At 45.4% G+C, this 13669-nt stretch carries 16 protein-coding genes, 1 tRNA gene and 1 pseudogene; 12 read left to right on the top strand and 6 right to left on the bottom strand.

Annotation, left to right across the window (positions count from 1 at the left end; all coding sequences use genetic code 11):
- A pseudogene (locus VFW36_RS05600) lies at nucleotides 1-207 on the top strand (ATP-binding protein); the annotation flags it as partial.
- Here VFW36_RS05600 and VFW36_RS05595 read toward each other — a convergent pair.
- Nucleotides 200-463: a cation transporter gene (locus VFW36_RS05595; protein ID WP_329657830.1), complete on the bottom strand. Its 264-nt coding sequence runs from the start codon at nucleotides 461-463 to the stop codon at nucleotides 200-202. The pseudogene VFW36_RS05600 and the gene VFW36_RS05595 sit on opposite strands and share 8 nt — an antisense overlap.
- Before the next feature lie 121 nt (nucleotides 464-584).
- On the opposite strand from VFW36_RS05595, the gene VFW36_RS05590 reads away from it, so the two are divergent.
- Complete coding sequence (locus VFW36_RS05590; protein WP_329657829.1) at nucleotides 585-1274, top strand: sulfite exporter TauE/SafE family protein; 690 nt, start codon at nucleotides 585-587, stop codon at nucleotides 1272-1274.
- Here the strand turns inward: VFW36_RS05590 and VFW36_RS05585 are convergent.
- On the bottom strand, nucleotides 1271-2065 hold the full coding sequence (locus tag VFW36_RS05585; RefSeq protein WP_329657828.1) for an HDOD domain-containing protein: 795 nt from the start codon (nucleotides 2063-2065) through the stop codon (nucleotides 1271-1273). The two genes, VFW36_RS05590 and VFW36_RS05585, sit on opposite strands and share 4 nt — an antisense overlap.
- Before the next feature lie 119 nt (nucleotides 2066-2184).
- On the opposite strand from VFW36_RS05585, the gene VFW36_RS05580 reads away from it, so the two are divergent.
- Nucleotides 2185-2610 (top strand): hypothetical protein, encoded by a 426-nt coding sequence (locus VFW36_RS05580; RefSeq protein ID WP_329657827.1) that lies wholly within the window; start codon nucleotides 2185-2187, stop codon nucleotides 2608-2610.
- Here the strand turns inward: VFW36_RS05580 and VFW36_RS05575 are convergent.
- Nucleotides 2607-3242 carry a hypothetical protein gene (locus VFW36_RS05575; protein ID WP_329657826.1) on the bottom strand — a complete coding sequence of 212 codons (636 nt, stop codon included), beginning with the start codon at nucleotides 3240-3242 and terminating at the stop codon, nucleotides 2607-2609. The genes VFW36_RS05580 and VFW36_RS05575 overlap by 4 nt on opposite strands.
- A gap of 98 nt (nucleotides 3243-3340) precedes the next feature.
- Here VFW36_RS05575 and VFW36_RS05570 point away from each other — a divergent pair.
- The 3 genes from VFW36_RS05570 (at nucleotide 3341) to VFW36_RS05560 (ending at nucleotide 4721) form a co-directional block, all read left to right on the top strand.
- Nucleotides 3341-3416, top strand: a tRNA-Ala gene (locus tag VFW36_RS05570).
- An 82-nt stretch (nucleotides 3417-3498) separates the two neighbouring features.
- Nucleotides 3499-4023 carry a hypothetical protein gene (locus VFW36_RS05565; RefSeq protein WP_329657825.1) on the top strand — a complete coding sequence of 175 codons (525 nt, stop codon included), beginning with the start codon at nucleotides 3499-3501 and terminating at the stop codon, nucleotides 4021-4023.
- A 14-nt stretch (nucleotides 4024-4037) separates the two neighbouring features.
- Entirely contained in the window at nucleotides 4038-4721 is a 684-nt protein-coding gene (locus VFW36_RS05560) for a TonB family protein (RefSeq protein ID WP_329657824.1), read from the top strand.
- Between the two features lie 2 nt (nucleotides 4722-4723).
- On the opposite strand, the gene VFW36_RS05555 is transcribed toward VFW36_RS05560, so the two are convergent.
- The 3 genes from VFW36_RS05555 to pstS all read right to left on the bottom strand — a co-directional run bounded on the left by VFW36_RS05555 (nucleotide 4724) and on the right by pstS (nucleotide 7906).
- On the bottom strand, nucleotides 4724-5119 hold the full coding sequence (locus VFW36_RS05555; protein ID WP_329657823.1) for a hypothetical protein: 396 nt from the start codon (nucleotides 5117-5119) through the stop codon (nucleotides 4724-4726).
- 106 nt (nucleotides 5120-5225) lie between these two features.
- Nucleotides 5226-6605 (bottom strand): hypothetical protein, encoded by a 1380-nt coding sequence (locus tag VFW36_RS05550; RefSeq protein WP_329657822.1) that lies wholly within the window; start codon nucleotides 6603-6605, stop codon nucleotides 5226-5228.
- A 299-nt stretch (nucleotides 6606-6904) separates the two neighbouring features.
- On the bottom strand, nucleotides 6905-7906 hold the full coding sequence (pstS, locus tag VFW36_RS05545) for a phosphate ABC transporter substrate-binding protein PstS (protein ID WP_329657821.1): 1002 nt from the start codon (nucleotides 7904-7906) through the stop codon (nucleotides 6905-6907).
- Between the two features lie 144 nt (nucleotides 7907-8050).
- Here pstS and VFW36_RS05540 point away from each other — a divergent pair, with 144 nt between their 5' ends.
- From VFW36_RS05540 to pstA, 6 genes are read left to right on the top strand one after another with little or no spacing between them, the layout of a single operon-like run.
- Complete coding sequence (locus VFW36_RS05540; RefSeq protein WP_329657820.1) at nucleotides 8051-8722, top strand: phosphate signaling complex PhoU family protein; 672 nt, start codon at nucleotides 8051-8053, stop codon at nucleotides 8720-8722.
- Between the two features lie 47 nt (nucleotides 8723-8769).
- Nucleotides 8770-9444, top strand: a complete 675-nt coding sequence (locus tag VFW36_RS05535) for a response regulator transcription factor (RefSeq protein WP_329657819.1) — start codon at nucleotides 8770-8772, stop codon at nucleotides 9442-9444.
- Nucleotides 9438-10850 carry a HAMP domain-containing sensor histidine kinase gene (locus VFW36_RS05530; protein WP_329657818.1) on the top strand — a complete coding sequence of 471 codons (1413 nt, stop codon included), beginning with the start codon at nucleotides 9438-9440 and terminating at the stop codon, nucleotides 10848-10850. The genes VFW36_RS05535 and VFW36_RS05530 overlap by 7 nt, the downstream gene beginning before the upstream one ends.
- A complete protein-coding gene (locus tag VFW36_RS05525; RefSeq protein WP_329657817.1) occupies nucleotides 10847-11932 on the top strand; it encodes a hypothetical protein in 1086 nt (361 codons plus the stop codon). The genes VFW36_RS05530 and VFW36_RS05525 overlap by 4 nt, the downstream gene beginning before the upstream one ends.
- A gap of 46 nt (nucleotides 11933-11978) precedes the next feature.
- Complete coding sequence (pstC, locus tag VFW36_RS05520) at nucleotides 11979-12830, top strand: phosphate ABC transporter permease subunit PstC (protein WP_329657816.1); 852 nt, start codon at nucleotides 11979-11981, stop codon at nucleotides 12828-12830.
- Complete coding sequence (pstA, locus tag VFW36_RS05515) at nucleotides 12827-13669, top strand: phosphate ABC transporter permease PstA (protein ID WP_329657815.1); 843 nt, start codon at nucleotides 12827-12829, stop codon at nucleotides 13667-13669. Before pstC ends, pstA begins: the two co-directional genes overlap by 4 nt.

The following is a 13669-nucleotide window of genomic DNA, read 5'->3' as shown; positions in this document are numbered from 1 at the left end:
TATATTCATATTACGACCCCTCTCGTAGGACCGCATGCGATGCTATCACGAAACGCTAGTGAAAATGACCGAATGTTAGCGGCAAAACTGGTGTTAGCCTATTGCAAAGCAGGATTTGAGGGGGAACAAACATTGATGTTTGACGATGTGGAACTAACGACCGTGAGCGACATGAGTCGCCACGATGCGCAAAAATACTTTATTTAGCGACTGAACAGCCGTAGCCCGCTTTTTTAACCGCGTCGCACATTGCTTCCGGTTTTGTGCCGTCTGCGGCTTTGACCTCTGCTTTACCCTCTTTGAGATAAACGCTCGACTCTTTTACCCCGCTCACTTCGTTCAATGTCCCTTTTACGTTTTTCACACACGCAGGACAGGTCATACCGCTTACATTGAGTTTAACCAACTGATCGGCACTCGAAACCGCAACCAATGCTACCAAAGAGAGAAGAACTTTTTTCATACGCGAATCCTTTAAATAATTTCATGCTATTGTTTCATAGAACTGTTAAATTTGTGTTAAGTCTTAACACTGTTGTAACAAAAATCATTTATGCTATTAATATTTACGAAAAGGTTACATTATGCACGGTATCGAATGGTGGCTCATAATATCGATCGCATTTGCGGGAAGTTTCGGTCACTGCATCGGGATGTGCGGCGGCTTTATCGTTGCGTACAGTTCTACTAAAATCGATGCTTCGATGAGTCGAAGCGCTCAGCTCGTCCGCCACAGTGCCTACAACATCGGACGGGTAAGCTCTTACGTGATGTTAGGGATGATTTTCGGCGGCATCGGCTCTTTGTTCGCCCTCAGTATGGAGATGCACGGAGCACTCTTCATCTTCGCGGGAATCATTATGATTATCACGGCGCTGGGGATGTTCGGACTTTCGAAATTGATTCATCTCCTTGAGCGGGGATTCTCTTCCAACTCTTTGTTTAAAACCCTCTTTTCACGACTCATCAAAAGCAAAAGTATCGGTAGTTTTTTCGCCCTTGGGGTGATGAACGGCTTTTTTCCCTGCGGATTTGTCTTTTTCTTTGCCGCCAAAGCGGCGGCTTCGGCTTCGATTATCAACGGGGGATTGATTATGGCAGCGTTTGGGCTCGCTACCGTTCCGACTCTGCTGGCACTAGGACAATCGGTCTCTTTTTTCAAAGAGATCGCGTTTCGTCAAACCATGAACCGTATCGCCGCATTAGCGATCCTTATTTACGGTTTGTACAGTATTTATTACGGATTGGCGTACTTCTTCGATTTACCGATCTAAAAGGCATCTTGAGCCGATTTAATCGACTTAACCGCCTCATCAAACGCATTTCTATCCAATCCAAATTTCTCGATCAATTCGAACGCTGCGGATAACCCCTCATCACTCAACCCATTTTTAAGAGTAACCGCTTTCGTAATAACCGCCAATACTTGAGCATACGGGTTTTGGGTAGAAGGGTTGGATATGTCTCTCAATGCGTCGACAAAAACAGATTCAAAGTTCCAATGTTCAAACATATCCGCCGCAATTTGATAACTGCTTAATCCGAGATATTTTTGCTCAACCTCATCTATAAAAGGGGATTGTATTATCTCGTTTGAAAAATTTTCCACATTTTTGGTTGCTATCAACTTGAGCGATGCGACAAGTTTTCCAAGCTCCATTAAAAAAGCACAACTTTGCAGCAGAGGCAATTTACTCTTGTCTACGTTTTGATACCATTCTCTCACTAACGCCGTTTGCAATGAGGAGATATGTGTCAATTCGTCAATGTTGCTGGAATAAGGGCTTAAATCAACGACCATCCCTTTTTTGATCGCGCTCGCGGCGGCGAATCCTCGAATCATCGATATTCCAAAAAGCATTATGGCCTGAGGTATAGACGAAATCTCTTTACTCATTCCATACAAAGGGGAATTTACCGACTTGAGAATATTGGCGCTAAGCATCGGATCATGTTCGATTACCCGTGAAAGATCATCTATACTTGTATCATTTTGCATACATAACTCTTGAATCTTTACCACCGAACTTGGCAAAGGCGGAAGGGTTTTGATCTCTTCAAGCATACGGGTTTAACTCCTTTGTGAATCTTATGAGGGAGTGTACTCCGACTCATTTTAAACCATGATTAGTTTGAGAGAATTAACGCTATACTAAGTGGAACATTTCTTTTAGAGGAGTCAAAATGGCGGGAGTACTGTTTTCGTTTTACAATTTTTCATCATTGATCGATCTCAATATCGGAATATCGGACCGATTGGATGAAAATCGTTCGGAGAGTTTCACCATTTTGTTTTGCGATTTCACCGGAATTTCGCAATCGATTGTGGAGACAAACCTTCAAAGCTTGCTTCGCACCTCCGATTCGATCGTCCATTGCGAGCATTACTACTTTTTTGTCATGCCGTATACGGATAAATACGGATGCGGGATTGTCAAAAAAATGATAGAGGATCTTTTTGAGCGAGCTATCCCATCGGCAGCGGTTTGCTACCCTTCAAACGGAGAAAACCCAGCGGAATTGCTCGAATCACTCCATGCAGAGGCGAAAAAGAGCCTCAAAGTCGATCTCGACTGTCTCTATAGCGCCGCGAACAAAGAGCCGTTTTAGAAGCGCTGCGGCGCGACTACCGGTTTAAAAGAGTAGTAAGGTGATCGTTTGTAATACTCGATTGCCTCTTGAACATCGCCTTTATGGGCAAGGTTGCGGTCATATAGATAGGTTACGTTCGTACATGGCTGTGTCTTGCACGGTTCACTTTTGACTTGAACGGGCGCACTAACAGTGGCAGGATGATCGGCGGCGACCGATGCATGTTCCGCAACAACCGGTTCCTCTTTTTTGACCGGTGCCGTCTCATGTGCGACGACCGCTTTCACTTCCGGTTGAGGGTTCACGGAAGGTTTTGCTTGAACCGTATGCTCTTTAGCGGCACCGCGGCTTTCACATGCCTTTGGGGTTGTCCGATCTACACTGCGGACAAAAGCATCTTTGCTGATCGCTTTTGCTTTTCCGAGATCGTGATGCGCTGCTTTGGCTGAGGGATATTTACCCACGGTAACAATATTACAAGAGCCCTCTTTTTTCTTCGTTGAGAGGAGCGCACTTTTTTGCACTTTTTTCTCAAAAGCGGGAGTGATCGAAGCCTCTTTTTGGGCACTGATCGTCTGAATCGTAAATTCCTCCGCACTCAACACTACACTGCTTACACTGAACATCATAATTAGGGCTAACTTTTTCATGTTCTCTATATCGACACCTTTTGTAAAAAACTTTACCTTTTTAATCCACATTGACATTTAAGAGCCCTAATCGTATAATGGCGCTCCAAATATCTTTTGGGCCCTTAGCTCAGCTGGGAGAGCGCGTCGCTGGCAGCGACGAGGTCAGCGGTTCGATCCCGCTAGGGTCCACCAACTCCTTTTTCTTCTCAATATTAACCTTTTCGTATCAAACACATACTATAATATCTATAACTATTTTCCAAAAGGAACCTTTATGAAATTCTCCCTTGCACTTGCTTCGTTGGTATTAAGCTCTACCTTTGCGTTCGCAGCACCCGCGACACTCGCTACCGTGAACGGAACAGCGATCACAACGAATGATGCCAATGCGTTTATGGCAAAAGCGATTCCGGGGATGAGTTTTGATAAACTCGACCCGAAAATGAAACGCCAAGTGGTCGATCAGCTCATCAACCAATCTCTCATCAAAAACCAAGTAATCAAAAGCGGTCTCCAAAATACCCCTGCATTTAAAGCTCAGTACGCCGCGATCAAAGATGATTTGGCGGTCGATATGTGGATGAAACAGCAAATGAGTAAAATCAGCGTCACCGATAAAGAGACCAAAGCATTTTACGATGCCAACAGCGATAAAATGAAACAAGGGGATAAAAAAGTCACCTATGAACAAGCCAAAAAAGAGATCGCCCAATTTATCAAATTAGAAAAATTCAAAGCTCAAATGAACAAAACAACCGATTCACTCCGCTCTGCGGCAAAAGTTGAGATCAAACTCTAATATTTGTTGATTACGTGAATTTAGCCAAAATCAGATTATGGGATGCCCTTTCAATCTCCTATGCATTCCACTTGATAGTGATTGCAATAGCATGGAGTGCATTGGTTTTACTCAATAAGAAATCGCCCGAACCCGCAAAAGTTCGCATTGCGATTTTACTGCAAACCCCGACCAATGCACCTCAGCCGCCGCAACCGCTACCGATACCAAAAGAAACCCCTCCCGCTCCTGCGGTACAGCCCAAAGCGCTTCCGACAGCGGCGCCGATTAAAACACCGCCGTTAGCGCCTAGTAAACCGACGATAACCGCAGCGCAACCGGCACCCATTGTCCCGCCTATCAACATCCCAAAAGCGGTAGAAAGCACCCCGGTAGCAGTTCCTAAAGCACCGCCACCGCCCCCGCCGAAAGTAGAAGAAAACTATGAGGATGAGAATCTGGGGAGAATCCGCTCTATCTTGGCGGAACGGCTTAAATACCCGAAAAATGCACTGCGGCTCAAACAACAAGGGGAGATCGTTGTTGCCTTTACACTGGAGCCGAATCGTGACGTGACTCAAATCACTATCATGAGAAGTTCAGGCTTTGAGATGCTCGATAGTGCGGCAAAAGAGCTGATAGAGACCTCTGCAAGCGAATTTCCAAAACCTAAAAAATCGGTACGGATCAGCGTCCCGATCTCGTATAAACTTCGCTAATTCTATCCTCTTGCGGCGAGTCCGACTGCAAGCGATTTTTCGATCTCATGCGCGTAATCGGGGTTATTGGTTCGAAGCGTTTTCTCAAAACGTAAGATCAGTTTCGAATCGGTACGCGGATGAGTACATAACGCTTCGAGCAGATGTTTGTATTTCCCTGCTGAGTGAGAATTCATCGTTCCGAAATGATCCAAGATCATCTCCACCGCATGATTAAGCTCTCGTGCACTCGATGATCTGTTTTTAATGATTTCGCTCAAAGATTCAAAGGTCTCGATAGTTGTCGGAACCGTTTGGGGTGGCGTTTTGCTTTTTCCCAACCAGACATACAATGCCACTAATGCAATAAGCAGAAACAATAGCCCCACTATCGTGAGTATTAGATTAGCTGTGATCATATAGAGTTCTCTTTGATTGATATGGGGAGTATTGTAGCGGAAAATGGTTGAAGTAGGATGACTCCCGCGATGCGGGAGAAAAAGGAGAGAATGAAATGCTAGAGGATTACCATTTAACTTCGGTAGTCATCATGTAAACGTCTTTAGTTGCACCCGTATCATTTACTTTTGCCGCAACCAACTCATCTTTTTCATCCGCAAATTTTGCTGAAGCGATGAAGCTTACATTTTTATTGTATTTATACGCTAAACCTGCGATGATTTTATCACCTTTGATTCTAGAATTTTTTGCACCATTGAATTCGCTTTCAATCTCATAATTATCATAACGTCCGATAACAGTCCAATCTTTAATCGGTCGATACTCGGCATTGACTGACCAGCCTGTGTAATCTTTCGTATCAAATGTGGTCGCAATGTCTTGCGTACGTTTGTCATCTTTTGCTGTGAAATATTGAGCCGCGATCAAAAATTCCGGTTGATTATAAACAGCATGGATGCCGTAGATGCTTCGATCGTATTCATTCGGACTTAATGTACCTTGAAGATCGGTGTCATCATCTTTATGATTTTTAGAGATCAAACCATACGTAGAAAGGTTTGCATACGTATCTTTGGTACGATCATTTTTACCCACTTTTGTACCATCTCCGAGGATATGCCCTGTCAAACGCCATTCAAGTGAAAGTTTAGAATCACTCGCTTGGTTAGCGGCGGCTTTATCGGCATGATACCCTTCACCGTTGAAAATACCGATTTCAGAACTGAACATCTCGGTTTTAGTTTGGAAGTTTACCCCAAGGTCAGCAGAGTTAACAAGGTCAACACCTGTTTCTGTTCGAGTATTTTTCTCTTCCAAGACGACCTTGTTGAATGAACGGTAATGCCATGCATTATGCTCTTCGTAATCGATCCACGGACGGTGTGAAATACCGATCTCTACACCTGTATACGGAAGAACTTTATCCAAATAAAGGTAAGCGTATTTTGTATACATATTGGCATAACCGGCACGCTTTGTCTCATCTGCACCTAGTTCTTTCGTTGTATCCATTGTTACACGGAAATAGTCTTTGTCATTAAAATACGCTTTTACTTGAAGGTAGTTACGGCGTAGTTCAAATCCACTTGAAGTTCCAGGATAAGACGATGTTTCACCCGCACCGGCATTGGTTGTCAACGTTGACGGACTAGCTGATGTCAAACCGAAATAGTGTGTACCGCTAAATTCAAGCGTTTTTGCTTTTGATTTAACGTTTACGTATTTTTTCATGTTCTCTTGGTATTCAGAACCTTTTGATTCCAAATCACGCACTTGCATATCAACATCTTTAGCGCTAATGAAGTCGCCCATCTCAACACGCCCTTCACCGGCCGTTGTATAGACTTGACCTGTTTTAGGATCACTGTAGAGAGTCAAAGCATCCGCTGATGCAACACCGCTAATCATCGCCGCAGCAAGGGCAGATAATGCAACTTTTTTCATAAGAATCACTCCTGTTTTTTAGTGATGTCATTGTAGAAAAAGTAGATTACGTCAATGTTACATTGCAAAATGATTACAATAAGGAGAATGAATAGATAATTGCGAAAAATGCTCCATCGAACGCATACGCAAGGACAATGGAACCAAACTTAAGGAATTGAAGAAGGAGAAGAAATGTTGGGTCTGGCTAGACACCTCTAAAAACACCAAAATGCTCTTAAAGGTGACTTCGTCATTGCGGACGAGATCCGCAATCTGAGATCCTGAATCGAGTTCAGGATGACAGGTTTATAGAAAACTTACTTAGTCTCAGTCCAGTATTGACGTACCATATTTGTCGTCTCAACCGGAAGAGGGATATAACCGAGTTTTTGAGCCGCAGCATCACCGTTACGGAACGAGAAGTCAAAGAATTTAATCACTTCGTTACGCGTTTCTGCTTTGTCCGCATCACGAGGCATCAAGATGAATGTCGCCGCTACGATCGGATACGCATTGTTTTGGAGAACAAGAGAGCTGTAAAAATGGTCTTTTTTCGACCATTTCGCTTGTTTGACCGCCGCTTGGAAGTTTGGCAATGTAGCACTTACCCATTTGCCTTCTGCGGTTTGTAACGTTGCGGCAGAGAGGTTATTTTTCTCTTTATACGCATTTTCAATGTATCCGATAGAGTACGGAGTTTGTTTGATAAGGTTCGTTACCCCCTCGTTCCCTTTTCCGCCGACACCGACAGCCCAACCGATCGCTTTACCGGTTCCGAATTTGCTTTTCCACATTTTTGACGCTTCACTCAAATAGTCGGTGAAAACGAACGTTGTCCCTGATCCGTCAGATCGGTGTGCAACGATAATTTTTTGAGCGGGGAGGTTGATCCCTGCATTGTCAGCCGCAATAGCCGGATCGTTCCACATCGTGATTTTTCCGGCAAAAATATCGGCTACAACGCTGTTTTTGAGTTTCAATTTTTCATCCGCAACACCCGGTATATTATGCGCTACTACGATCGATCCGATCACCGCAGGAAACTGAGTCAATTTAGCCGCGTCCAACTCTTTTGGTGTCATAGGTGCATCGGTCGCACCGAAATCAACGATACGCTCACTGATTTGTTTTACACCGCCGCCTGAACCGATTGCTTGGTAATTCACGCGTGTTTTAGTCGCTTTTTGGTAGTTATATGCCCAGTCATAATAACACGGAGCCGGGAACGTAGCACCCGCGCCGTTGATTTTATCCGCCGCGATCATTGATGTCGCTGCGATAGCAGCGATCACTAAACCTTGTGTTACTTTTTTGAACATTTGAAATCCTTTTGGAATTTTTGATGGCGGTATTGTAGAAGCCTCGGGTAACGAAATGATTACAGACCCTAAGCGTTGTTTGTAATCTCTCGGTTATAAACCATCGTTATAATCGCGCACATCATTTATATCAAAGGCGCACCAATGCTACCACGCTATGAAAACAAACTCAACGAAATCCGTTCCATGATTTCGGTGATCCTATCCCAAATCATTCAATCAAGCGAAGAGACCCTCAAAGCATTTGAAACGGGAAATACGGAACTCTACGAATCATCACGTACCTATCTCAAAAACCTCCAAGAGGGTGCTAACAAAATCGATAACGAAATCATCAAAACGTTTGCCCTGTTTGGTCCGGAGGCAGATGAGCTGCGATTGTTAGTCGCCTATCTGAAAATGACTAACGAGATCGATCGTATCGGCGACGGGCTCAAAAAATACAGCAAACGGCTTCACGATCATTGTGTCGGCGGATGCGACATGTCGGTTTTAACCAATGCCATCGTTCAATTACACAAAACGACCATCAATGCGTTACAATACATCATTGAATGTTTGAATAGTATCGAGTCGTGCGATGCCGAGGATGTATATCGCAAAGTAATGGTCGAAGAGTCTAAAAACGACGATCTTTTCTCCATTATGGAAAAAGAGTTGCTCAACTTGATTATCGATGCCAATGAGCTCGCCGTTGAATACGTCAGAGTGCTTGGGACGCTACGCAAGTTAGAGCGAATCGGGGATCGCACGGTCAACATTGCATCGCTCATGGTTTTTGCGCAAAAAGGGGGAGAGTTAAATCTCCACAGCTAAATCCATACATGTATATCTATTCAAAATCTATCCAAAAGAGGTTTGCGGTGGAAGCGCTGATACTGATTGTCGAAGATGAACAAGACATTTTGGAATTAATGGAGTACCATCTCTCCAAAGAAGGATTTGAGACCATCGGCTTTCTGAATACCAAACATGTTGTCGATGCCCTCGAGGAAGAGCAAGTGGACCTCATTTTGATGGACCGCAATCTCCCCGGTGCCGAGGGATCTGAATTTGTAGAATCTCTCCGAAAACGGGGAATTCAAACTCCCGTTATTTTCGTGAGTGCCAAACACAAAGACGAAGAGATCGAACAAGGGTTTGAGCGGGGAGGCGACGACTACATCACTAAACCATTCAGCATGAAAGAACTGGTACTGCGGGTAAAAGCGGTTTTGCGCCGTACTAAAAAGCTCTCGGTAGGGGGAAATGTTACCTACCGAGATATTAGCCTAAACCTCGCGGCACGAACGGTCACTATTGGAGAGCATCCCGTGGAACTGACCAAACTCGAATTTGATCTCCTCCACGCCCTTATCGTGAATGAAAACGTCGTACTCGATCGCGACTATCTCTTGGAACACGTGTGGGGAGGCGATGAGGTGTATCAAGATCGCACCGTCAATGTCGCCATCAACCGCCTCAAAGAGAAAATCGACCCCGATAAAAACAAAGAATACATTAAAACCGTACGGGGAGTCGGATACACACTGTGCTAAGAATCCATCAGCTTTTTTTCCTCAACGTCTTGGGGCTTTTTACCGCCGCCTTGTTAGTCGCGTCACTCATTAGTTTTTTCGCCCTAAAAAGTATGATTATTACGGATGGCAAAGAGCGGCTGATTCAAAATATCGAACTGCTCGAACCTCAAATTATCGAATCCAAGAATCTCGATTCTCTCGCATCCACCATCGCCAAAAAAGCCCATTTACGGGTAACCGTCGTCACGGAAGAGGGTGTTGTTATCGCCGAGAGCGACACCGATAAAACCAAAATGGAGAACCACTCCAACCGTGTCGAAATCATGGAAGCGATGCAAAATCCCTACGGTACGACTATCCGCTACTCCAAGACTCTAAAAACCGATTTTGTCTATGTCGCCAAAAAAATAGCTACTCCGAAGGGTATCCTCTATTTTCGTCTCTCTATGAGTTTGAAAAGCGTTATGGAACATTTTTACACCCTTTGGATCAAGCTTTTCATCGCGTTCACCCTCTTAATCGTAATCGCTTTGATCATCGCCTATAACATCTCGAAAAAAGCCCGATATGATATTCTACAGATCACGCGATATTTGGATGAAATATCCGCCAAAAACTACCGAGCCGTCCTCAAACCCGAATACTTTCGCGAGTTTTTGCAAATCTCGATATTGCTCAAAAATCTGGTCAAAAAGCTCCATAACCGCGACAAACAAAAGCGCAAACATACCGCTAAGCTTCGCCTGATCAACAAACAGCAAAACGATATTTTATCGGCGATCAGCCACGAGTTTAAAAATCCGATCGCCGCCATTATGGGATACGCCGAGACGCTCCATGACGATTTAAACATTGATCCGAAAATTCGAGAGAAGTTTTTAGACAAAATCCTCTCCAATACCCACCGTGTCACCCTCATGCTCGATCGTCTCGCCCTATCGGTAAAACTGGAGAATAACGATCTCTCGATCAAGCCGAGCACTTTTGATCTATCTAACGTCTGTTTGGATTCCATTTCGATCTTACAGGCGAAATACCCTGATAGATCTATCCGCTTTGATGGGGGATCGAAAAGCGTATTTGCCGATAAAACGATGCTGGAACTGGTGATAACCAACCTGATCGATAACGCCCTCAAATACTCCGAAGAGGAGGTGAGCGTTACCCTCACCGATACGACGATCAGCATCACCGATAAAGGGATCGGTATCGCCCCATCCGAACTCGATAAAATAACCTCGAAGTTCTACCGCGTCCAAAAAAACCGCTGGGACAACTCGATGGGATTGGGGCTCTCTATCGTCAGCTACATCCTAAAACTCCACGATTCGGCACTCACCATCGAGAGTACGCAGGGGGTCGGTTCCACCTTTAGTTTCTCCCTCGTCTCGATGATCGAAAAAAAGGGCAAGTCCAAAAAATGATTGCTCTCCCCTATCCTTTGATGCAACTGGTTGAACATCTTTCGCATCACGGGATCAGATCAATTTTTGTCGGGGGGTTTGTCCGAGACCATTTCAGTGGACATACAACCCACGATTTGGATATAGAGCTCTACGGCGTCACCTCCCTCGAATCGCTCGAAACCCTCTTAAAACCGTTCGGGAAAGTTGGGCTTTACGGGAAGAGTTTCGGGGTTATCAAACTCACCTACGAAGGCTACTCCATCGACTTTTCCCCTCCCCGAACCGAATCCAAATCGGGATTTGGGCACAAAGGGTTTGAGACGACATGGTTTAGTGATATGGGTTTCACCGCCGCCGCCCGCCGCCGCGATTTTACGATCAATGCGATCGGTTATGATCCTCTCACCCAAACGTTCCTCGATCCTTACGGCGGAATTGCAGACTTAAAAGCCAGAACACTCCGATGCGTCGATCCCGAAACGTTTGTCGACGATCCCCTTCGGATACTTCGTGCAGTGCAGTTCGCCGCCCGCTTTGAGCTATCCTGCGATAACACCCTGTTAGCCCTTTGCCGTGAGATGATTGCAGAGGGTGCATTCACCGAGCTTCCCAAAGAGCGGATTTTCGAGGAGTTCAAAAAACTCTTCCTCCTAAGCGCTCACCCCTCTATCGGTCTTAAGCTTTTAGAAAAAATGGGGGGCAGACACCTCTTTGAACCGCTTAGCGACGAAGCATGGAACCGCGCGCAGGAACGTATCGATACTATCGCTGAGCATCGCTATAAAACGGATATTCTGGCATTGGGACAAATGTTTGCCGCTGTTTTAATAGAGTGTACCGATCCTGTAAAAGTTTTGGAACATTTAACCGATCAACGTAATGTCATAAAGACGACTATACAGATTATCAACTATGCGAAGCACTCAGGCGATTTTATACTTCCCCCTGAACCTCTTGTCCAAGGTCGCGATTTGATTGCTTTGGGATTGACCCCCTCGGAAGAGTTTAAATCGATTCTGGAAAAAGCGTACAGCGCCCAGCTCAACCAAGTATTTTTTACTCATGAAGAGGCATTAGCGTGGCTCGTAACGCAGTTGTAATCATCTTGCAATAAAATTGCCTATATTTTTTAAGGCAAGGCTCGGCATGATTGATAAAATCTTCCTAAACATGACCCGCACCAGCGCGCTGTTGATCCTCTTCATCGTCGCTTGGATATTTGTGGTTCTCTTTAATCACTCCACTGAAGCGATGCAGACATTCGGTCTTGATTTCATCACCAAAGACGAATGGGCGCCCAATCTCGATAAATTCGGTGCGTATGCCGCCATCTTCGGCTCGGTCGCTTCGACCTTTTTGGCGATGCTCTTGGCGATCCCCGTTGCTATCGGTGTTGCGATTTTCCTCAGCGAAATCGCTCATGATAAAATCAAAGGGTTCTTCGGGGTGAGTGTCGAACTCCTCGCCGCTATCCCCTCGGTCATCTACGGTATGTGGGGGCTGTTTTTCTTCGTCCCTATTTTACGCGATATGTTTGGCGGTATGGGGATCGGTCTATTGGCGGCAGGGATCGTTTTGGCGATCATGATTTTGCCGTTTATGGCAGCCGTTACCCGCGATGCGATGAACACCACTCCCGACATTTTAAAAGAATCGGCGTATGCACTCGGCGGTACACAATGGGATGTTATCAAAGACATCATCATCCCATACGCCAAAGCAGGGATTATCGGCTCTCTCATCCTCGCTCTCGGACGAGCGATCGGCGAAACGATGGCGGTAACATTCGTTATGGGGAATGTCCATCATACTCCGAATTCTATCATGGATCCGACGACCTCGATTCCGGTTACCCTCGCCAACGAGTTTACCGAAGCGGACAGTTCACTCTACTTCTCCAGCCTCTTTGGATTAGCACTCACATTGCTCGTTATGAGCTTTGTCGTTATCGCTGTGGCAAAGTTTTATTTTTTACGTAAAGTGAGGAAAGCCCAATGACCGCTACCCAGAAACGGATCATCATTAACCGCTTAGCGCTTGCTTTTTCAACGCTCAGTGCCATTATCGCCCTCGCCTTTTTGTTTTGGATTCTCGGTGTTTTAGTAATGAAAGGGATGAGTGCCCTCAACTGGAATATCTTTATTTATGAAGGTTCTCCTCCGGGCTACGCAGAGAGCGGGCTCAAGCATGCCCTTGTCGGTCAACTCATCCTCGTCTCTCTTGCTACCCTTATCGGGGTGCCATTGGGGATTATGGCGGGAACCTATTTGAGCGAATACGGTAAAAACTCGCGCCTTGCACATACCATCCGCGACATCAGTGACATTATGATGTCGGCACCCTCTATCGTTATCGGGGCTTTCGTCTATGCCGTCGTTGTTATGCCGATGGGACATTTTAGCGCTTGGGCGGGTGCGATCGCCTTGGCGATCATTATGATCCCCGTTATTTTACGCACGACCGACGATATGCTCCAACTCGTCCCCGGAACACTCCGTGAAGCGGCATTTGCCCTCGGAGCACCGAAATATAAGGTGATTATGGATGTCGTCTATCGCGGTGCCAAAGCGGGGATTTTAACAGGGGTACTACTGGGTATCGCCCGCGTAGGGGGAGAGACAGCTCCATTGCTCTTTACCTCGTTCAACGATAACTTTTTCACGACCGATTTGAATGAAGCGATGCCTTCACTTACGGTTACGATGTTCAACTATGCGATCAGCCCGTACGATGACTGGCAGCAACTCGGATGGGCGGCCGCTTTCATCCTCTCAATGTTTATTTTAGGTCTGAATATCATCGGACGACTTATTTTATTAGCCGGAAAAAGGAAATAA

Origin of the sequence: Sulfuricurvum sp. (assembly GCF_036279695.1) — a bacterium.
Lineage (GTDB): Bacteria > Campylobacterota > Campylobacteria > Campylobacterales > Sulfurimonadaceae > Sulfuricurvum.
The sequence above is the reverse complement of the archived record's forward strand: the minus strand, read 5'-3'. Positions and strand labels throughout refer to the sequence as shown.